16 protein-coding genes are annotated in these 19,969 nt (G+C 62.7%); 10 read left to right on the top strand and 6 right to left on the bottom strand.

Annotation, left to right across the window (positions count from 1 at the left end; all coding sequences use genetic code 11):
- Positions 1-64 precede the first annotated feature (64 nt).
- Both RS86_RS13545 and RS86_RS13550 read right to left on the bottom strand, forming a co-directional pair.
- Entirely contained in the window at positions 65-1,411 is a 1,347-nt protein-coding gene (locus RS86_RS13545) for an HNH endonuclease signature motif containing protein (RefSeq protein WP_045272774.1), read from the bottom strand.
- Between the two features lie 108 nt (positions 1,412-1,519).
- Positions 1,520-1,948 (bottom strand): MarR family winged helix-turn-helix transcriptional regulator, encoded by a 429-nt coding sequence (locus tag RS86_RS13550; protein WP_045272775.1) that lies wholly within the window; start codon positions 1,946-1,948, stop codon positions 1,520-1,522.
- A gap of 469 nt (positions 1,949-2,417) precedes the next feature.
- Here RS86_RS13550 and RS86_RS19925 point away from each other — a divergent pair, with 469 nt between their 5' ends.
- The 4 genes from RS86_RS19925 (at position 2,418) to RS86_RS20425 (ending at position 7,079) form a co-directional block, all read left to right on the top strand.
- Entirely contained in the window at positions 2,418-3,155 is a 738-nt protein-coding gene (locus RS86_RS19925; RefSeq protein WP_052680267.1) for a TnsA-like heteromeric transposase endonuclease subunit, read from the top strand.
- The gene (locus RS86_RS13560) at positions 3,152-5,158 is read left to right on the top strand and encodes a Mu transposase C-terminal domain-containing protein (RefSeq protein WP_082076781.1); all 2,007 of its coding nucleotides are present in this window, start codon (positions 3,152-3,154) and stop codon (positions 5,156-5,158) included. Before RS86_RS19925 ends, RS86_RS13560 begins: the two co-directional genes overlap by 4 nt.
- A complete protein-coding gene (locus RS86_RS13565) occupies positions 5,155-6,180 on the top strand; it encodes an ATP-binding protein (RefSeq protein WP_052680269.1) in 1,026 nt (341 codons plus the stop codon). Before RS86_RS13560 ends, RS86_RS13565 begins: the two co-directional genes overlap by 4 nt.
- Before the next feature lie 341 nt (positions 6,181-6,521).
- A complete protein-coding gene (locus RS86_RS20425) occupies positions 6,522-7,079 on the top strand; it encodes a hypothetical protein (RefSeq protein WP_152642177.1) in 558 nt (185 codons plus the stop codon).
- Between the two features lie 1,045 nt (positions 7,080-8,124).
- Here RS86_RS20425 and RS86_RS13575 read toward each other — a convergent pair.
- Positions 8,125-8,409, bottom strand: a complete 285-nt coding sequence (locus RS86_RS13575) for a helix-turn-helix domain-containing protein (protein WP_045272777.1) — start codon at positions 8,407-8,409, stop codon at positions 8,125-8,127.
- 684 nt (positions 8,410-9,093) lie between these two features.
- Between RS86_RS13575 and RS86_RS13585 the strand changes: the two genes are divergently transcribed.
- The 5 genes from RS86_RS13585 (at position 9,094) to RS86_RS13605 (ending at position 17,091) form a co-directional block, all read left to right on the top strand.
- Positions 9,094-9,477 (top strand): hypothetical protein, encoded by a 384-nt coding sequence (locus RS86_RS13585; protein WP_052680270.1) that lies wholly within the window; start codon positions 9,094-9,096, stop codon positions 9,475-9,477.
- Between the two features lie 211 nt (positions 9,478-9,688).
- Complete coding sequence (locus RS86_RS13590; protein WP_045272778.1) at positions 9,689-12,139, top strand: type I restriction-modification system subunit M; 2,451 nt, start codon at positions 9,689-9,691, stop codon at positions 12,137-12,139.
- The gene (locus RS86_RS13595) at positions 12,139-13,284 is read left to right on the top strand and encodes a restriction endonuclease subunit S (protein ID WP_052680271.1); all 1,146 of its coding nucleotides are present in this window, start codon (positions 12,139-12,141) and stop codon (positions 13,282-13,284) included. Before RS86_RS13590 ends, RS86_RS13595 begins: the two co-directional genes overlap by 1 nt.
- Positions 13,281-16,382 carry a type I restriction endonuclease subunit R gene (locus tag RS86_RS13600; RefSeq protein WP_045272779.1) on the top strand — a complete coding sequence of 1,034 codons (3,102 nt, stop codon included), beginning with the start codon at positions 13,281-13,283 and terminating at the stop codon, positions 16,380-16,382. The genes RS86_RS13595 and RS86_RS13600 overlap by 4 nt, the downstream gene beginning before the upstream one ends.
- Entirely contained in the window at positions 16,369-17,091 is a 723-nt protein-coding gene (locus RS86_RS13605) for a M48 family metallopeptidase (protein WP_045272780.1), read from the top strand. The genes RS86_RS13600 and RS86_RS13605 overlap by 14 nt, the downstream gene beginning before the upstream one ends.
- 138 nt (positions 17,092-17,229) lie before the next feature.
- On the opposite strand, the gene RS86_RS13610 is transcribed toward RS86_RS13605, so the two are convergent.
- Genes RS86_RS13610 through RS86_RS13620 form a run of 3 tightly spaced genes read right to left on the bottom strand, consistent with a single transcriptional unit; the run spans position 17,230 to position 19,093 of the window.
- On the bottom strand, positions 17,230-17,733 hold the full coding sequence (locus RS86_RS13610) for an HIT family protein (protein ID WP_045272781.1): 504 nt from the start codon (positions 17,731-17,733) through the stop codon (positions 17,230-17,232).
- Entirely contained in the window at positions 17,730-18,584 is an 855-nt protein-coding gene (locus RS86_RS13615) for a macro domain-containing protein (RefSeq protein ID WP_052680272.1), read from the bottom strand. The genes RS86_RS13610 and RS86_RS13615 overlap by 4 nt, the downstream gene beginning before the upstream one ends.
- The gene (locus RS86_RS13620) at positions 18,584-19,093 is read right to left on the bottom strand and encodes a TIR domain-containing protein (RefSeq protein WP_045272782.1); all 510 of its coding nucleotides are present in this window, start codon (positions 19,091-19,093) and stop codon (positions 18,584-18,586) included. The genes RS86_RS13615 and RS86_RS13620 overlap by 1 nt, the downstream gene beginning before the upstream one ends.
- A gap of 118 nt (positions 19,094-19,211) precedes the next feature.
- Here RS86_RS13620 and RS86_RS13625 point away from each other — a divergent pair, with 118 nt between their 5' ends.
- Positions 19,212-19,712 carry a hypothetical protein gene (locus tag RS86_RS13625; protein ID WP_045272783.1) on the top strand — a complete coding sequence of 167 codons (501 nt, stop codon included), beginning with the start codon at positions 19,212-19,214 and terminating at the stop codon, positions 19,710-19,712.
- Positions 19,713-19,969: the final 257 nt, after the last annotated feature.

Consider the following 19,969-nt stretch of genomic DNA (forward strand, 5'->3'; position numbering starts at 1 on the left):
CCAGAACCTATGAACCGGCCGTGAGGGATGTGGATGAGTCTCCGGACTGACCAGCCGGCCGTCCTCAAGCGGCGAGGTCGAACCGGGCTCTGCCGCCGAGACGGGGACTGCGCGCGGGATCGACGTGCGGCGGCGGGATGAACCACACCCTGCTGTGCCGCCCCTTGCCCTCGATCCGGATCTCCCAGTCGTTGTCGTGGATGCGATGGTGACAGCTCTCGCAGAGCAGGATCCCGTTCTCCAGGTCGGTCGGCCCCGTATCGCGTTTCCACCAGCGGATGTGATGGGCCCGGGTCATGGACGGCGGGAGTCCGCACATCGCGCAGCCGCCGTCGCGTTCGGCGAGGGCGAGGCGTTGCGCGGTGGTGAAGAACCTCAGCCGACGGCCGTAGTCGAGGACCTCGCGGTCGGTCCCGAGCACGCACGGGATGACGCCGCCGCTCGCGGCGAGCTGCCGGGTGGCGGCGATGCTGAGGGGGAGGTCCGATCCGTCGATGGTCGCGTATCCGGTGCCGTCGGTGAGGTCCTTCAGATCGACCCGGACCACCACGGTCGCGCCGGCCAGCGCGGGCGCTTCGTTCTCGCAGCCGAGGGCGTGCGCGCAGATCGTGCTGAGCGCCTCGGCACGCAGCGCCGCGACCGAGCGGTGATCCGCATCGGGAGAGTCAGGGGCGAGCCGGTCCTTCCGCGCGGCGAACAGCGCCGACACGTACCCGTTCACCGCGGCGACGATGGGCGCCCCATGAGCGGCGTCGAAGTCGCCGTCGAGGTGGATCCGCCCGTCGCGCTCGTAGATCGACAGCGACTGGCGGTCGCGCTGCTCCTGCTCCCGCGGGGCGACCCCGTCGGGATCCAGCCACGCCTCGGCCCGGGTGACCAGCCGCCGCACATCGTCGTGCGACAGCCCGGCGGCCTTGTCCACGAGGAGTCGCTCCGCCTCCGCGGTCTGCGCCGCGCCGATCTTGCAGCGCACGCGCTCGAGCAGGGCGAGGATCACGGCGAAGGCCTGTGCGCTCAGCGTGCCGGAGGCGAGCGCCTGCTGCGCGGCCGGGTACTTCGCCGGCACGCGGTCGCCGACCAGGTTCGTGCGGGGCGCCGTGGCCTCGCCGACCTTCACCAGCCGCGACGCGTCGCCCGTGGTCGCGCCGGTCGTGGTCGCGATGAGCTGTGCGGCGTTGCGGAACCCCTGCTCCTTCGCCAGCGAGTCCGCGCCCAGCTCGGTGCGGGACTCGTGCGCCACGCACGCGGCGACCTCGGCGAGCATCGCCCCGGATCGGCGATGCAGCAGGCCGAGCGCCTCCGTCACTGCCATGAGCTGCGTGCGGGAGAGGTCACCCGCCTCGCGTGCGCCGCTCCACACCTCATCGAGACGCGTCAGCGCCTCGTGCAGTGGGTCGAGATGTCCGGTCATGCCTTGATTTTACGCGGGATCACAAGACATTCGAAGCTATCTACGAGATCTGTGAAGAACTTCTCCGAGACGCTGCCTGTGAGGAACGAACGAAGGGACCGCCGGGGGTCAGCGCGCCCGGAGCTTCTCCGTCAAGGTCGTCAGAGTGCGCAGCTCCTCGTCATCCAGCGCCGACATGCGCTCGGCGATCGAGCGACCGTGCGCGGTGGCGAGCTGGCGGAACGCGCGCGTCCCGGCCTCTGTCGCATGCACGAGGGATCCGCGTCCGTCCTCCGGATCCGGGCACTTCTCGAGCAGTCCGCGCGCGACCATGCGGTCGACGAGGCGCGAGACGCTGGGCTGGCTGATCAACATGTTCGCCGTGACCTCGCGCAGGCGCGCGGTGTGCGACGCGCAGCGGGTGACGGTGAGCAGCACGTCGTACTCCGCGGCCGAGAGGTCGGCGCCGTCGAAGTCGGTCGACATCTCGGTGAAGATCTCGTGCTGGGCGCGGAAGAGGGTCTCCCAGGCTGTCAGGGCCAGCTTCCGATCGCTCATCGCATCAGAATATCCGCCCGGACGGACATGAGGCTTCGCGCAGTAAAGGCCGGTCGGAGAGGCTTCCGACCGGCCTTTGTCCCTTTGCACCAAGAGTGTCCTGCAATCACATGCGGTGAGAGCCACAGCAAAACTTTCACCGTGCGATCACTGTATAACGGCGGGGTAACGAATGCAACGATCAGGTCACGGTCTGGGCGGATTCATAAGGACTTGTCCGATCTCACGAAAAGTGTCGGAGTCTCATGCGAACTGTCGGAGCGTCTCACGAAGGTGTCGGAATCTCACCCTACGTGTCGGGCGCCGCGGCGTGTCGACGAGGCTGGTTGGGCACCAGACGTACCCTGCTCGTGAGTAGATCCCCAGTCGGGTGATCTTTGTCAAGGCTCAGGACATAGGCCAGAACCGCTCCCCAGGAGAGAGGCTGACTGCCGAATAGGACGTATCCGTCGATGTCGATTGGATCCCTATGGACCTGACCCTGCAGTGGCCGACCCCTCTCGCTCGCAGAGTAGGCGTGACGCGAGCGCGCGTCGAGTACCGTCTCGATGGCGTGCAACTGGAGCTCGATGCCGTCGATTGCGATGACGTCCCCTTCGAACGAGGCGATCCTGCTCGGACTTTCCCTAGCTGGCGACTCAAACGGCATTACGACGGCTACCACTGGATGGGCGCGCTCGGCTCGTCGATCGGCTTCGAGTCTTTGACCGAGCGAGGCTGTCTCATCGAGTTGGACCGCACGCCGGGTGTTGTTGCAGTCGCGAGTCAGCCGATGTGGATTCGATGGGTCACTCCCGACGGCCTGCGCGAGCATTACCCGGACTATTTCGTGCGTCTGGACGACGGGACGGCCGTGCTGATGGACGTCAAGCCTGCGGCTCGGATCGACGACGACGTCAGGGCGCAGTTCGACATGACTGGGCAGTTCGCCGCTGAGCGCGGATGGCGGTACGTCGTCTATGACGCCGAATCACAGATCCGAGAAGCGAACCTGCGATTCCTCGCGCCGTTTCGAGGCAGCGCGAGCACTGAGGAGCTGCCGGGACTGCCGGAGGACGGGTTGCCTTTGGCCAAGGCTGCTGCGTTGCTCGGCGTCGGATCCGAGGGATATGCGCGTTGCTACGCGCACCTCTGGTCGGGGCTGCTCGAGACGGACCTCGAAGAGGCACTCGGTACCAAATCGATCGTGTGGGAAAGGAAAGCATGATGCGTATTGCAGTCGGCGGGTCGCTCATGTGGCGTCAACGCCAGTACACAGTTCTCTTCATCGAGAGAGACTCCGCGACGCTCCGAGACGATGACGGCGGCGAGATCCAAGTCGCCCTAGACGAGCTTGGACGTGATGCAACACCACTACTGACCGATACCTCCGGCCTCCGGCACCTACCGCTGCGAGTGGAGGACATCGTGCCAGACATGGATCCCTGGCTTCAGGCATGCATCCGCATCGAGGCTTCACGCGACAAGGTCGGGGTCGGGAAGGCCGTCGAAACCGAGCGTCAATGGTTGGAGACACGCCTCGGCAAGCCCGTCTCCACGCGCGCCGTAGAGCGCCGGCTCAAGGAGTTCCGAGCCCGGGGGACGACCAACGCAGGTAATCGTGCACCACGCAAGAGCAAGTGGGATCCGCGCCTCATCGAGGCCATCAACTTCGTCCTGGAAGGGAAGAGTCGCTCCTCGACCGTGAGCCAAACGACCGCGATCGAGCAGATCACGCGGCGCGTCCAACGTCTGCATGGCGATTCGGTGAAGCTGCCGAGTCGTGCGACGTTCTTCCGGCTTCTTGAAGCAGACGATCGTGGGCAATTCACTTTCGGATCGGCCAAGACTCGCGAGTCGCTGGCGCTGCAGCCCGACGGGAAGTTCAGCACCCGCACCGCACTACGCCCCGGTGAGCTTGTCGAGATGGACTCCACTCGGATAGATGTCATGCTGCGGATCGATGAAGAAACGGTCGGCCGACCCGAGCTGACGATTCTCATTGACGTGGCGACGCGGTCGATCCTCGCCGCGATGCTGCGCCCGGAGGGCACGAAGAGCGTCGATCTGGTGGCGGTTCTTGCACGTGCCCTGGTGCCATACGGCCGCCGCATGGAGGGGGCTCGCGAGACTAGACAGCTGATCTCGACGGCATGGGCTGAAGACCAGCTGATCGGTCAAGAACGTTTCGAGCGACTGCGTCTCGCTCAGCCCTACGTGTTCCCGGACACGATCACGACGGATCGTGGACGCAACTACTTGTCGCGTCATTTTCGGGCGGCATGCGAAGCGTTGAAGATCTCGCTGATCACCTCGGCGCCGCACACGCCGACGGACAAGCCCCACGTAGAGCGAGCCTTTGGGGCAATCAACTCAATGCTGCTGCAGCACGTGAAGGGATACGTCGGTCGTAGCGTCGAACATCGCGGCCGTGACGCGGACACGGCGTCTGCCGAACTACTGACCATCGCTCAGGCCCAGGAGCTCATCGAGGACTGGATTGCGGTGGAGTGGCAGAACCGTCCGCATGACGGGCTGCGCGACCCGCTGCATCCGCGCATCAAGTTGTCGCCGAACGAGATGTGTCGGGCGTTCCGTGCGTACGTGCCCGAGCTCCATGTACCGCTGACGCGAGATGACTACATCGCGCTGCTACCTGTCGCTCACCGAGTTCTCAACCGATATGGCGTGCGCATCGACAATCGGATCTACAACTCCGAGCGGCTCAAGGGCCTGTGGAGGCGCAAGTCTCCTGACAAGGCGAAAAACGGTCGATGGCCGATCCGCGTGGACCCCTACAACCTGCACGTCGTCTGGCTCGAACGAGACGGCGAGTTCATTCCGCTGCGATGGACGGACAAGGTCCATGAACTCCCGCTGCTCGGTGATGTATGGCGGTACGCCCGCACCGAGTTCTCCACTCGGGTCGCCGATCTCGACGAGGAACGTCGGGAGCTTGCCATGGCGATCAAGGCGTTCGCCGGGCGAGGAAATCCGGCACCACGGAACACCAATCAGAAGCGAAGTGCGCGACAGCGTGCGCGGATGGTGGCGATCGCTGACGACCCGATGAACCTCACGAGTGTGAAGAGTCACGAGGCCGAGGACGCGTCTACCGAGGTCGTCGAGCCAACCGTCGAAGGCGCGTCCGCCGACGAGTGGCCGAACACCGGCGGTTTCCCGTTCATCGGCGAGATGCTGGACGAGGTGCGGGGGAGACTCGACGAATGATCGAGATCGCCACCAAGGAAGGTTGGCGCGAGCACGTTGACACCGTGTACGAAAGGCCGGCGCCGATCACGTTGAAGGATCTTCGGGCCCTGAGCTTCGGAGACCGCGCGTTGTACAACCAGGCCCGCGCCCGGTACTCCCAGGCCGGCGCGTTTGTGCGGACGCCGCAGTTCCAGGTGTTTCAGAATGCCGTGCGCGATCGCGTCATGCTCAACACCTACCGGCGAGTTGGCAAGCTAGGCCTGATCCTTTCGGGTGAGCCAGGCCAGGGCAAGACCACCTCGCTCGTCGAAGTTGGTCGCGCGCACGAGCGCCGGCGGCGAGATACCGGCCATCCAGCAGCGGGGCCGGGCAAGATTCCGGTCGTCTACGTCGCGGTGCCGGCTCAGTGCTCCGCCAAAGCGCTGATGCACGAGTTCGCCCGATTCTTGGGCATTCCCGTTCTTGGCCGAATGACCTACGGCAATCTGCTGGACGCTGTGGCAAACGCGCTCCGCCGGTGCGCGACTGAACTCGTTCTGATCGACGACGTGCATCACCTTGACCTCAAGTACCGGCAGAACATCGAGGCGTCGGACATGCTCAAGCAACTGTCGGAGCGATGCGGAGGCACCTTCGTCTATGCCGGAATCGCCGTCGAAGGTACCGGGCTTCTCGATGGTGAGCGGGGCGGCCAGATCGGGAAGAGATTCGAAGTGCACGTAGCTGTGCCGTTTCCACTGAACACAGCCGATGAGAAGGCTCGCTGGGGCGACCTCCTTCTCGCGATGGAGAGCTCGCTGTGTCTGGTCGAGCAACGCCCGGGCTCAATCCTTCCCGCGGCATTGTCGCTCCACTCGTTGACCGGCGGTGAGATCGGTCTGCTCAAGGATCTGCTGCAGTTTGCTGCCCTCAGGGCGATGGAGGACGAAACGGAGACGCTTGATCTGTCTGAGTTCGAGCGTGAACTTCGCCGTCGTCAGGCGGCCGCGGCGATGTACGCGAAGCCGCGCCGATCGCGAACACCCGTGGGTTCGGCATGACCTTGCTGCGCGGGCTTCCGATCGCTGTTCGCATCTACCCGGGTGAGACGCCAGTGAGCTACTGGACGCGGCTCTGCGCTGCCAACGCGATCGGCCAGAAGGACCTCTGGTTGGCGTTGCGCCACGACGACCCCACACTTCCTATCCGGGTGACGCCGAGAAGCGCCCTCTGGCAGATTGAGGCCTTGGGTCGTCTCCCAGAAGGCACACTGCTCCGAGACTCAGGCGGTCGCGGTTGTGAACATGGAGGCGCAACGCGCCAAGTGGAATGTCCGAGTTGTCGCATGATCCCGGCCGCAGTAACGCTCTGCAGACGGTGCTCAGCTGGCGAGCAGATCACCGTGGCGCGCATGCACGGTCCGGTCTGCGTGCGCCATCGCAGGTGGCACGGTGGCGATCGCGACATCGGCCTATCGGGAAGGCCGAAACTGGTGGTTGCGCAACGTAGGCTGAACGGCTCTCTCAGCCTTCGCGGCGTGCCGTACAGATCACCTGAAGTAGAGGCAGCCACGGAGTTGTTACAGCTGGGCAACGTTGAGGTTGAGCGCCCAGCGGACCCTCTGGATGACGAGATCGAGCTGTTTCCGCAGCGGATCTCGCTGACGGCGGTGCTCACCGACGCACGTCTCGCAAACGTCCTGATGCCGCATGGCCTCGGCGGGTACGCGCTCGCAATGCTGTTCGATCGCCTTGTCGCCGCGCACGCTGTCGGGCGGCGGGCTGTCGAGGGCGTCCTCGACGGATTGAGGATTCAAGGACGCGAGCTCTGGAGCGGAACGTCCGCAGTTCCTGTGCAGGGTGGTTGCGTGCTGACGCCCTCCGCCAAGCGCATGCTCCCGAGGGCCAAGACGATTCGGGCGCGGGTGCTGCATCATCGGGTCGAACCGGGTCCAAGATAGTCGAGCTGGGTCAAAGGCAATTGTGCGAGCTCTTCCGTGCCGGGTGATCCCGCTACCCGGCGAGACACCAACAGGTTTTCTCGCCAGACTTGCGGCTGCCAACGCCATCGATGCGATGGCTCTCGCGAACCACATCCTGCGCGAGGCTGGCACGAGATCCATAGGCCCAACGAACCACTTTCTGATGTCGGCCGCGGAAAGTGCTGGTGCACTGCCCCCTGGACATTTCGCACACGACCGTGCTCGTTTCCGGATGTACAGGCGCTGCCACCACGTGGGGTGGAAGCTGCGGCGCTGTGCGAGATGCGACGTCGTTGACGAAGCCCGCTCCGCATGCTCGGTATGCAGCGAGGGAAACGCCACCGAGGTGTTCGGCAGAGGAGGCGGGTACTGCGTTCGGCATCGTCGATGGCACTTCCGTGGCGAAGACAAACTCATCGGCTCTCCAGAGGGATATCGCCGCGCTGAGCAGACGCTGTCGGGTCTCCTGTGGAGTCGTGGGGTGTCGATGCATACGGGTGAACTTGATCTCGCGACTCGCCTGATTCTGGACAGCTGGCAGGAGCCGCCTGAAGCAGAGCGACGCACTGCCTCATGCGTGTACGGGCCGGCTGTCGACTTGTTGGTGACTCTCACTGACGCGGATGTTGTTCTGGGGCTGACCGCCCTAGCTGAGAGGGATACTCGACAGATCGAAGGACTGATCGGACTCGTCGTCGGCGCTGGCGGAGGAAGCCGGACACCAGAGTTGGAAACGACGGCAGTTGCTGTGGTGAGGGTGCATCGCGCCGCAATGTGCACCGCGATCCAGATGCCGAGATCGAGTGGGGCGACGACATCGAAGGCGCCCTTCGAGAAGGGGATAGCGGAAGCGGCGTACCGGGAGAAGGCGGTACTCCTTCGCCATGTCACTCGCTCAGGCCGACGAGTGGACGTCGTGGAGCGAGCCGTGCGAGCGGCCCCTGCATCCCGCGTCGTATCCCAACGCATCATTCCTGGTTGGGCGGACAACGTCCCGTGGATGAAACACCTGGCGGGTAAGCGCTCAGCGATTTCGGAAATCGGGGGCGTCGTCGGGGACCAGGTCGACCAAAGCGATACCAAGCACCTGCGTGAGAGCGAGCAGGGTCCGCAACGTCGGGTTGGCGGGATGGCCCGGGCGTGACTCACCCTTCTCGTACTTCTGGTAGGTGTATCGAGTCAGCCCAGCGCGGTAGGCCACGTCTTCCTGGCTCAGATTCGCGTTGTCGCGAGCGGTGCGAAGGGAAGTCGCGAAACGCTGGGCGAACGAAGCCCATTCTGCTTCGATGTCATCGTTCCGCTGCCGCACCTATCAAGAGTCGAGATAGTCGCACCCGCACATGGCCTAATCCGTATGGCATAATTCGGGAGGCCATACGAAACAATCATCGACTCCGTCGGACCGCTCCGCTCTCCTCTGCACGTGTGCTGCCGATCCCGACATCGAACGGTCGCGTCGCGGGAACGGCTCGCGTGTACGACCGTGAAGGCGATGGCTGAATGTCCGAGGCGTACCCGATCTGGTGGCGTGGAATCGCGACGCCTCCCCCTGCCGAGTGGGCCTACGTGTTTGAAGCGTTCACCGGAGAGGACACCGCCGGAGAATGGGCATTGGCGGCAGCGATCTTCATCGCGCAGACACGGCGGAGGACCGGAACCGGTCCGACGTTCGCGGAGTTGTTCAAGCACCTCCTGCCAGACACTGATGGGCTCCCTGCCCGGTTCCCCGAGGGGCTTGAACACATTGAGCGACGCCGCGCAATCGCCGGCTTCCGAGGACACGTAACCGTCGAGTGGAGGCGACGCGGGATGCTGAGCTTCGACAAAGGTATGACTCGGAGTCTGCGCGTCGGAAGGGAATTCCGGAGGCGCTCCCGTCAGCGCCAGCAAGACCTGGCGCGACAGAACACGCAAGTGACGGCCAGTAGGTGCGAGATGCCCGGGGCTGTTGGCTGGGATGTGGATGTCACGCGACCGGAGGCCGAGCTTAGCCATGACTGAGATGTTCCCACCCGAGCTTCAGCGCATCATCGACCGGTTTGCGCCCGGCTGGCCGCCGGTCTTGGAAGTGGCTGCCGGATGGCATCCGTTGGTTGTCGAACTCGATCAAACCCTCGCGCTGATCGCGCCCGCCTACATGGTGCAGCAGGTCAAGTCGAAGTTCGGATCGTTGAGTTTCCACGCTTCACCCTCCGAGGATGCGTACGAGTACGACGAGGAGTTTCACGAGGCGATACGCGCCGCCGAGTGGCGAAGCATCGAGACGTGCGAGGTATGCGGGGCGCCCGCGAAGCAGTATGTGATCCGGCTGTGGGTGAAGACCCTCTGCGACAGGCACCTCTGGGAAGCCAGTGACGCGGATCCCGGCCCGCCCTGACCCCTTGCATCGAGCGCGGTGATTCAGGACCGCGCGAAAGGCTTCGACTGGCGATCTCTCGGAGCACATCTCGGCAGCGGGTGTGCATCGCCTTCGCCCGAATAGAGTGAGATTGGCGACAAGGCATGGTGCCGAGAGTGCGCTGGAAAGAGCCCTACCTAATGACGACCGTTCGAGATTCCTTTTCCCGTCTGACGGTTGAGCTGTCCTGATGGCACTCAAGAAATCGGACCTGTACAGCTCGCTCTGGGCGGGGGCGGACGAGCTCCGTGGCGGCATGGATGCCAGCCAGTACAAGGACTATGTCCTGACTCTGCTGTTCGTGAAGTACGTCTCGGACAAGGCCAAGGCCGATCCCTACGCCGACGTCGAGGTGCCCGACGGCGGCTCGTTCGACGACCTGGTCGCGATGAAGGGCAAGCCCGACCTCGGTGAGCAGGTCAATGTCGCCATCCGCAAGCTGGCTGACGCCAACGACCTGCAGGGCGTCATAAACAACGCCGACTTCGATGACCCGGACAAGCTCGGCAAGGGCAAGGAACTCGTCGACCGGCTGACCAAGCTGATCGGGATCTTCCAGGATCTCAACTTCTCCGGCTCGCGGGCCGAGGGAGATGACCTACTGGGTGACGCCTACGAGTACCTGATGCGTCACTTCGCCAGCGAGTCGGGCAAGAGCAAGGGCCAGTTCTACACGCCAGCCGAGGTGTCGCGCGTCATGGCTGCGCTTATCGGAATCAAGCCGGACACGCCGAAGTCGGCTACCGTCTATGACCCAACCTGTGGATCTGGTTCCTTGTTGCTCAAGGTGGCCGACGCCGCACCGAATGGCTTGACGATCTACGGCCAGGAGAAGGACAACGCCACGCGCGCTCTCGCCGTGATGAACATGCACCTGCACGGCAACGGAACCGCAGAGATCCGGCAGGGCGACACGATCACGAGCCCGCAGTTCCTCCGGGGCAACGAACTACAGACCTTCGACTACCTAGTCGCCAACCCACCCTTCAGCGTCAAGTCCTGGAACAACGGCCTGGAGAACGAGTACGGCCGGTTCGACGGCTACGGGCGACCGCCCGAGAAGAACGGCGACTACGCCTTCCTGCTCCACATGATCAAGAGCCTCAAGAGCGCCGGCAAGGGCGCAGTCATCCTGCCCCACGGCGTGCTCTTCCGTGGCAACGCCGAAGCAACCATCCGCAAGGAACTGATCAAGCGCGGCTATATCAAGGGGATCATCGGTCTGCCAGCGAACCTCTTCTATGGCACAGGCATCCCGGCCTGCATCATCGTGCTCGATAAGGAGAATGCCGTAGGCCGGACGGGCATCTTCATGATTGACGCTTCAAAGGGCTTCACCAAAGACGGCAACAAAAACCGCCTCCGCCCGCGCGACATGCACCAGATCATCGACACCTTTGTGAACCAGAAGGAGATCGAGCGCTATTCGCGGATGGTGCCGATCGGTGAGATCGCCGACCCGAAGAACGACTCCAACCTCAACATCCCGCGCTACATTGACGGTTCGGAACCCGAGGACTTTCAAGACCTGCATGCTCACCTCAAGGGCGGCATCCCGAACCTCGACTTCGACGCCCTCCAGCCGTACTGGGACGCCTTCCCGAGCCTGCGGAGGACTCTGTTCCAGCCGCTGCGCGACGGCTACAGCCAACTGGCTGTCGACAAGGGCGACATCCAAGCCACGATCACCGGCTCCACTGAGTACGAAGCGTTCGTGAGTAACACCAACGGAGCCGTCAATCGCTGGTGGAACGGCCACGAGGCGTTGTTACAGGGCATCACGAACTCCACCCGACCCTCAGACCTCATTGCCGAGCTGGGGGACAGCCTGCTTGATGCGTTCCGCAGTCAGCCTCTCCTCGACGAGTACGGCGTGTATGAGCAGCTGATGAGCTACTGGAACGACGTCATGCACGACGACGTCGCCCTCATCATGGGCGAAGGATGGGACGACGCAGCCAAGCCGCGCGCTGCCCGTATCCTCGGCTACGACAAGATTAAGAAGCCGAAGTATGAGTCGGCGCACATCACGTTTGGCACCGGTGTCAAGGCCCAGCGCTGGGTGATGGACCTGGTGCCGCCCGAGTTGATCGTCGCGCGCTACTTCGCCAAGGAGCAGGTCGATCTCGATGCGCTGGAAGCAGCCGCCGAAGGTGCTGGTCGGGCGATCGAGGAGTACCTCGAGGAGCACGCCGTCGAGGAAGGACTGCTGTTCGAGGCGACCGATGATGACGGCAAGGTCACCAACAAAACCGCCACGGACCGGCTCAAGACGGCCAGAGCAGAAGGCGCCGATAGCGACGAGATCGAGGCGTTGGTCCACGTTGTCAGTCTCTTCAAAGCAGAGGTTGCCGCGAAGAAGGCGGCCAAGGAGGCCGGACTCAAGCTCGATCAGCTGACGCTCAAGCAGTACGCGCAGCTCACCACAGCTGATATCCAGAGCCTCGTCATCAATGACAAGTGGGGTGGCCGCGTGGCCGCGGGAGTTCACGCGGAGCGTGCGGTGCTGATCCAGAAGCTTGTGCAGCGTCTCAACGTGCTTGGCGACCGCTACGACACAACGATTGGCGAACTCGACGCCGAGGTCGACGTCTTGAGTGCGAAGGTGGCAGCTCACCTGGTCGCGATGGGAGTCGAATAATGACCCCCGCAGTAGAGTCGGTGAAGTTGGTCGAATTGCTTCAACGGCCAGCCACCTATGGAATCGTCAAGGCCGGTGAGTTTCAAACAACTGGTATTCAGATGCTCCGAGGTGGCGACATCAAGGACGGCAAGATTGGCTACGGACTCCCGTACGTTACGAAGCAGAAGAGCAGTGAGTTCTCTCGGACTGTCCTCCAGACCGGCGATGTAGTTATCGCGCTAGTCGGGTATCCGGGCGATAGTGCGGTGATCCCAGACCGACTGGTCGGAGCGAACATCTCTCGTGCCGTCGGCCTGTTGCGCCCGGGTCGGAGGCTGTTACCTGAGTACCTGGCGCAGTACCTGAACTCGCCGGTCGGACGGGCCGAGTTCCTGAAGCCAAGCGCTGGATCCGCGCAGATCGTGGTCAACCTAGCCGACCTGAACAAGCTTCAAGTTCCGTTGCCCGGGTTACATGAGCAGCGCCAAATTGCGGAGACGCTGGGTGATGTCGATGGGCTCATCTCCTCGCTCGAGAAGCAAGTTGCGAAGAAGCGAGACATCAAGCAAGGCATGATGCAGGAGCTCCTCACCGGGCGCACGCGACTGCCTGGGTTCAGCGGCGACTGGCGCTCGATGAAGTTTGCGGAGATGCTCTCGTACCAACAGCCGGGGCGATTCCTCGTCTCTAGTACGGACTATGTGAGCGCGGGAACACCCGTGCTCACGGCAGGCAAGACGTTCGTTTTGGGCTACACCACTGAGACAACTGGCATCTATGACTCGCCCCCGGTGATCATCTTCGACGATTTCACGACTGCGACGAAGTACGTCGATTTCCCCTTCAAGGCGAAGTCATCAGCTATGAAGATTCTCCGCGCAAAGCCTGGCGCGGACCTCCGTTTCGTGTTCGAACGCATGCAACTCGTTGATTTTGTGATCGTAGATCACAAGCGCCGATGGATTGGGGAATACAGCAAGGTTGAAGTTGACATTCCGTCCACCGACGAGCAGCGGGCAATCGCTAGGGTCGCCGAGGACGCCGATGCCGAGATCGCAGCCCTCGAGCGCCGTCTAGAGTCCGCTCACGCCATCAAGCACGGCGTGATGCAGAAGCTGCTCACTCGGCGCACTCGTCTGCTGGCCAAGGAGCAAATAGCATGAGCACGGTTGGACAAGTCGAACGCAAGACGCAGAACCGCGTCGTGAGGTTCTTCAAGGAGCGCCTCGGCTACGAATACGGCGACAGCTGGGAAGATCGGGGGGCGAATTCGAACATCGAGGTCGCATACCTCCGGAACAACCTGCTGGCGCGCCGGTACGACGAGGAGGTCATCGGCAAGGCCATCAACGAGCTGTCCAAGGCCGCATCCGTCGGTGGAGTCCGCACGCTGTATGAAGCAAACCGTGAGGTCTACGACCTGTTGCGCTACGGCGTGAAGGTAAAACGTGGTGTGGGCGATCAGTTCGAGACCGTGTGGCTCATCGACTGGAGCAACCCGGAGGCCAACCACTTCGTCGTGACCGAGGAGGTTGCGATTGCGGGCGAGCACAACAAGCGTCCCGATGTCGTACTCTACGTCAACGGCCTGGCCTTGGGGGTAATCGAGTTGAAACGCTCGAAGGTGAGCATCACGGAGGGTATCCGCCAGAACATCGGCAACCAGAGCGCTCATTTCATCCGACCTTTCTTCTCGACTGTCCAGTTCCTGTTCGCGGGTAACGACGTCGAGGGCCTGCGCTACGGCGTCATCGAGACACCGGAGAAGTACTGGCTGGAATGGAAAGAGCCTGAGGACAGCGAAGTCGGGGCTGACGTGGCCGAACCGCTGGACCGGGCGATTCTCCAGATGTGCTCGAAGGAACGCTTCCTCGAACTAATCCACGACTTTATGGTGTTCGATGCCGGCAAGAAGAAGACGGCTCGACACAACCAGTACTTTGGGGTGAAGGCGACACAGGCACGCATCGCCAAGCGTGAGGGCGGCATCATTTGGCACACCCAGGGCTCTGGTAAGAGCCTGACGATGGTGTGGCTGGCCAAGTGGATCCGTGAGCATCAGCCGGAATCGCGCGTCCTGATCATCACCGACCGCACCGAGCTTGACGAGCAGATTGAGAAAGTCTTCGGCGGCGTCAACGAGAACATCTACCGCACGACCTCCAGCGCGGACCTGCTGACCCAGGTCAACAAGCACGATCCATGGCTCATCGCCTCCCTCGTCCACAAGTTTCGGGGCAGCGACGACGACAAGGAGATCGACCGGGACAGCGAGGACTTCATCGCTGAGCTACGCTCGCGCGTTCCCGCCGGGTTCACCCCGAAGGGCAACCTGTTCGTCTTCGTCGACGAGGCGCACCGGACGCAGTCGGGCAAGATGCACCGAGCCATGAAGGAGCTTCTGCCGGGGGCGATGTTCATCGGCTTCACAGGCACGCCGCTACTCAAGGCGGACAAGGCAACGAGTGTCGAGGCCTTCGGCTCGTTCATCCACACCTACAAGTTCGATGAGGCTGTCGAGGACGGGGTCGTGCTCGATCTGCGCTACGAGGCGCGCAACATCGAACAAGACCTGACCAGCCCGGACAAGGTCGACAAGTGGTTCGAGGCCAAGACCAAGGGCCTCACCGACCTGAGCAAGGCCCGCTTGAAGAAGAAGTGGGGCACGATGCAGAAAGTCGTGTCCGCTGAACCTCGGGCCAAGCAGATCGTCCAGGACATCCTGTTGGACATGGAGACCGAACCACGGCTGGTGAGCGGTCGCGGTAACGCGATGCTCGTTGGCGATTCGATCTACCAGGCGTGCAAGTTCTACGAGATGTTCGTCAACGCTGGCTTCAAGGACAAGGTTGCCATCGTCACCAGCTACGTGCCGAACCCGAGCGACATCTCCAAGGAGGACTCGGGCGAGGGCGCGACTGAGAAGCTGCGCCAGTACGACATCTATCGGCAGATGTTGGCGGACTTCTTCGGTGTGCCCGCGGACGAGGCGGTTGGCCGGATCGAGGAGTTTGAGAAGGAAGTCAAGCGCCGCTTCATCGAAGAACCCGGCCAGATGCGACTGCTCATCGTGGTCGACAAGCTCCTGACCGGGTTCGACGCTCCGAGCGCCACCTACCTGTACATCGACAAGAAGATGCGCGATCACGGCCTGTTCCAGGCCATCTGCCGGGTCAACCGTCTTGACGGCGACGACAAGACTTACGGTTACATCATCGACTACCGCGATCTGTTCAATTCGCTGGAGTCGGCCATCACTGACTACACCTCGGGCGCTCTGGACGGCTATGAGGAGAAGGACGTCGAGGGGTTGCTCAAAGACCGCGTCGAACAGGGACGCGAGGATCTCGAAGAGGCACTGGAACGGATCCGTGCTCTGACCGAGCCGGTCGCGCCTCCCAAGGGCACTCTCGAGTACCAGCACTACTTCGTGGCCTCAACGCCGGGTGATTTCGCTCAGATCAAGGCGAACGAGGCCAAGCGCGTCGAACTGTACAAGACCGTCTCTGGCCTCGTGCGCGCGTACGGTGCTCTGGCCAACGAGATGGAGGCCGCGGGCTACTCCTTGGCTGAGGCTGCGGCGATCAAGAACGAGGTCGCACACTTCGTCGCCGTTCGCGACGAGGTCGAACTCGGTGCTGGCGAGAACATCGACATGAAACAGTTCGAGGCTGGCATGCGCGCACTGCTCGACAACTACATCCAGGCTGACCCGTCGGAGGTGGTAGCGACCTTCGAGAAGGGCCTCGTCGATCTCATCGTCGAACGCGGTGAGGATGCTCTGACCTCGCTCCCACCAGGTATTCGCAAGAGCCCCGAAGCTGCCGCCGAGACGATCGTCAACAACGTTCGCAAGACTATCGTTGACGAGCGAGCTCTCAACCCGCGCTACTACGATCGGATGTCCGATCTGCTCGATGCCCTGATCGAACAGCGCCGCCAGGATGCCCTCGACTACAAGGCATACCTGGAGCGCCTCCTTGAGCTTGCGACCAAGGTCGGCAAGAAGGAGTCCGACACGGTCTATCCGGAGTGGGCGAAGAACGGTGCCCAGCGGGCGCTGGTCGACTTCAGCTTCCCTGACCCCAACCTCGCCGTCGTGGTCGACTACACCGTCATGCGCCAGAAGGAGCATGGCTGGGTCGGCAGCCGCATCAAGGAGCGGGCGCTGGCCAGGGAGCTTCGCCGGGCATTGCCTGCTGGCTTCGACCGCTTCGAAGAACTATTTGAACTGGTGAAGGCTCGTGATGAATACCGCTAGCTCCTACCTAACAGTTGCCGGACTTGGGGTCGATGTCATCTACAAAGACATCAAGAACTTGCACATCTCCGTCTACCCACCGGTAGGACGCGTACGAGTTGCAGCCCCGGCATCGACGAGCGAGGACACGATCCGTCTCGCGGTGGTGCAGCGCCTGTCGTGGATCAAACGGCAGAGGGAGCAACTGCAGAAGGCCGACCGGCAGAGCGTACGTAAGATGCAGTCCGGTGAGACGCACTATGTCTGGGGTCAGCGGTACAGGCTCGACATATCGAAAACGTCAGGGAACTATCACGTCGAGCCGAAAGGACAGACACTGTGGGTCACCACACCCGCGGACGCTGACGCAGAGACCAAGCGAGCAACGCTAGACCGTTGGTATCGCCGGGAACTGAAGGCAGCCGTTCCTGCGCTCCTGTCCAAGTGGCAACCGGTCATCGGTGTCGAAGCGGGCAAGATCATCGTGCGGCGGATGAAGACCAAGTGGGGCACCTGCGTTGCGCACTCACGCACGATCTGGCTGAATCCGGAACTGGCCAAGAAGAATCCTCGTTGTCTCGAGTACATCGTCGTTCACGAGCTAACGCATCTGCACGAACGCAGCCACAACGAACGGTTTGTCGCGCTCATGGATCAGTACCTGCCGGACTGGCGAGCGCGGCGTGATGAACTCAACGACGCTCCGTTGGCTGATGAGGACTGGGAGTAGATTCTGCGCCTCTTTGGTTGGGCAGAACTCGACTTCGTTCCGAACGTTAGTCAAGCCGCGCCATGCGACCAGGGTGGACAGTGACGTATTCGTCTCACCGACTGCCAACATTCGCGAGATCGGACGATCGGCGGCGTCTTAGGTGGCGGTGTTGTCGAATCGGGTGTCGAGGCGGCGCTGACTGCTGCGGCGGTCGGGGACGAACGGGGCAAGGCGTCGTGCGATCGCGTCGGTTTCTTCCACGGGCAGTTCCGGCACCGTGCCGAAATCAGTTCCCCCGCTCGGCAACGTGCCCGCGACATGGAAGTGCAGGTGCGGGATGGCCTGGTGTGCGGCGACGCCGTTGTTCTGCCACACGGCGATACCGGGTCGTTCGTATGCACCGTCGATGGTGAGGCCGGCATCTCGCACGGCGATCATCATCCGCTCTGCGTCCTCGTCGGGCAGGTGCAGCAGTGAGGGCACATGCTCCACCGGAAGGATCAGGAGGTGCGCGATGCCGCGCTGTTCTCGGGTGACCAGCGTGGCAACGCGATTTTCCCGCCACAGCACCGTGTATGGGCGCCGGCCGGTGAGGTAGTCGCAGAAGGCGCACCGGTCTTCGTCGGGGAGTTCGATGGCTGGTTCGCCGGTGTCGCTCATGACGGCTTCAACGAGTTCAGGAATGCCTGGATCTCGAGGTGATCGAGTGCGTCGTACTGGGCCGGTGGGGCAACGATCACGAGTTCGTCGCAGACTTTCGCTGTGCGGGAGGCGAGCATGAATGACAACGCGATGAACCGCACGGAATCCGCTGCTGGCAGTACAGGGGAGAGTTTGGACTGTCCCCCGCCGATCATCGGCACACACACCGGTCCACCATTGCTATTGCTTCGCACAGTTTTCCACAGCTCGCTGAGGCTGTTCCACACCCCATCGGTCGTGGAGGAGGCGGTGCTGCCCTTATCCATCAGCGTGTACGCCACAAGGAAGAAGCGGCGCGCATTCGCACGCAGCGTCACGGTCGTCCCAAGTGGGTACCGCACCGTCTTGCCCTGCTTGCCGGCCACCGTGCCGACGGGATCCACATGACTGAGCTCATCGTCGATATCCGCATCGAGTTGAGCGCCGTCGCTGCCGTAGATGCGGTCCAGGAACTGCCCCTGCACGCTGTTGGGTGAGATGTGCGGGGCAGCGGTGTCAAACGTGTCACTGACACCGATGATCAGGTGCGCGTCATGCTGGGCGAACAGGTCACCGCGGATGAGCTTGATCACCGTTGCCGGCGACTGGTAGGTGGTTTCGATAGGACGTGGCCAAGCCTGCGCAAGCCCGTACAACAGGGACGCCATCAGGGCGCACCATGCAATCCAGCCGTGTTGGGTGAACAGGTCGGGTGCGAACAAGGCGATGGCGCCCGCCACCGCCGCCGACGCACCGAACAGGGCGAATGCTTGGGTAGTGAGGATCTTCCAGAACCGTCGGGTGCGGATATCCCGCCGTACAGACTCCATCACCGGCCGAGTTGGGCGTAGACGTTTTCTTTGTAGTAGTGCGGGCCGGTGGAGCTACTCGAGGCGAAACCGGGTACATACTTGTCGAGAGCGAACTGGATAATCTTCGGCTGGAACGACACCGACAGGGTGTAGTAGTCCGCTTCCAACAACGGATCGGGAATGAAGTTGCGGTCGATGGTGCGGTCCCCGTCGAGGTTGGCGACGACGATCGGCAAGTTGAACTCGGCCATCACCTTCACCTCGTGAGCCAGGAACGACGTCCCGTCTGAGCCCTTCTTCTTCGCATTCGCGCTGCCCAGGAGCACGATCTGCTTGGCGTTCTTCAGCCGCTCACGCAGGTTGCGTTTGATCGTCTCCGGTTTGCTGGTGTCGCGAGAGATGTACAGATCGTGCGCGTCGAAGAAATCGAAATCGATCTTGTCGTTCTCGCGCCACGCCTCCATCAGACGGTAGGACGAGATGTCTTCGCTGGCGAAAGCGACGTAGGTCTTGTTGCGATAGCTCATAGGTTCCCCAATTCAACGACAGTGTTGGTCTCTTCATTCATACCGTGCCGCTCCGACATCGTGCACGTGCGATCTGCGACTCCACCGCGATGTCGGTGGTGCCCGGTACGGTTTTCGCATGACAGGGTGGATCAGGCGCACGGGTCGCGGCACGCCACGTCCCCCTGCGCTCCGCGCACAACGCGAACTCATCACCGCTCTCGACGCGGACGTTGACCGTCAACTCGCCGCCGCCGAAACCGCCTCCGCCGGCATCACCACCCGCGCCTCGGTTCTCATCGCAGCCGCCGGTGTCACCTCAGGCCTGCAGGTGTCATCGGCAGTGGTGATTCCCGCCGTCCTCGCCGTCCTGTCCGCGCTAGTCGGGGTGGGTTTGCTGTTGATGCGCACAGCGAAGGAAGTACCGATCCTCGAAGCCGAAGAAACGTTCTGGGCCCAGCCGCCCGTGACGGCCCGCAGGAACATCCTGCACTGGAAAAACGGCGTGCTACTCGAGCGGGAAAGATCCCTGTACCGCCGACGCGCCGTCCTGGTGGTCGGATTCGCATTACTAGCTGCCTCCATCAGTGCCGACCTGGTGATCAGCATCGTGCACGTGTCCTGCGGAGGAGGTGAATAGATGGGATCTCAGACACCCCCGCCCCCGCCGCCACCACCCCAGCGGCCGTCACGAGTCGTCCGTGAGTCGCCGCCCAAGGCCACACCGCCGCCGGCGCCGCGCCCGCCAAGCCCTCGACCGAGACCGAATCCGTGATCGGATCTGTGTCGTCACCGGACTATCGCCCTCGGTGACGACACGTTCCGTCAGCCGCTCAAGAGCGATCGTGTCTGGTGGAACCGCGATGGGTGTCCAGTTGTGGTCAGACACGCCTTTCG

It is taken from the genome of Microbacterium azadirachtae (assembly GCF_000956505.1).
Classification (GTDB): Bacteria; Actinomycetota; Actinomycetes; order Actinomycetales; family Microbacteriaceae; genus Microbacterium; species Microbacterium azadirachtae_A.

Bases quoted from the DNA above. Each gene is read 5' to 3' on its own strand.
- RS86_RS13560 (WP_082076781.1), top strand. From the start codon at position 3,152: ATGATGCGTATTGCAGTCGGCGGGTCGCTCATGTGGCGTCAACGCCAG.
- RS86_RS13550 (WP_045272775.1), bottom strand. From the start codon at position 1,948: ATGAGCGATCGGAAGCTGGCCCTGACAGCCTGGGAGACCCTCTTCCGC.
- RS86_RS13605 (WP_045272780.1), top strand. From the start codon at position 16,369: ATGAATACCGCTAGCTCCTACCTAACAGTTGCCGGACTTGGGGTCGAT.
- RS86_RS13620 (WP_045272782.1), bottom strand. From the start codon at position 19,093: ATGAGCTATCGCAACAAGACCTACGTCGCTTTCGCCAGCGAAGACATC.
- RS86_RS13585 (WP_052680270.1), top strand. From the start codon at position 9,094: ATGACTGAGATGTTCCCACCCGAGCTTCAGCGCATCATCGACCGGTTT.
- RS86_RS13595 (WP_052680271.1), top strand. From the start codon at position 12,139: ATGACCCCCGCAGTAGAGTCGGTGAAGTTGGTCGAATTGCTTCAACGG.
- RS86_RS19925 (WP_052680267.1), top strand. From the start codon at position 2,418: ATGGACCTGACCCTGCAGTGGCCGACCCCTCTCGCTCGCAGAGTAGGC.
- RS86_RS13545 (WP_045272774.1), bottom strand. From the start codon at position 1,411: ATGACCGGACATCTCGACCCACTGCACGAGGCGCTGACGCGTCTCGAT.
- RS86_RS13600 (WP_045272779.1), top strand. From the start codon at position 13,281: ATGAGCACGGTTGGACAAGTCGAACGCAAGACGCAGAACCGCGTCGTG.
- RS86_RS13615 (WP_052680272.1), bottom strand. From the start codon at position 18,584: ATGGAGTCTGTACGGCGGGATATCCGCACCCGACGGTTCTGGAAGATC.
- RS86_RS13610 (WP_045272781.1), bottom strand. From the start codon at position 17,733: ATGAGCGACACCGGCGAACCAGCCATCGAACTCCCCGACGAAGACCGG.
- RS86_RS13565 (WP_052680269.1), top strand. From the start codon at position 5,155: ATGATCGAGATCGCCACCAAGGAAGGTTGGCGCGAGCACGTTGACACC.
- RS86_RS13625 (WP_045272783.1), top strand. From the start codon at position 19,212: ATGACAGGGTGGATCAGGCGCACGGGTCGCGGCACGCCACGTCCCCCT.
- RS86_RS13590 (WP_045272778.1), top strand. From the start codon at position 9,689: ATGGCACTCAAGAAATCGGACCTGTACAGCTCGCTCTGGGCGGGGGCG.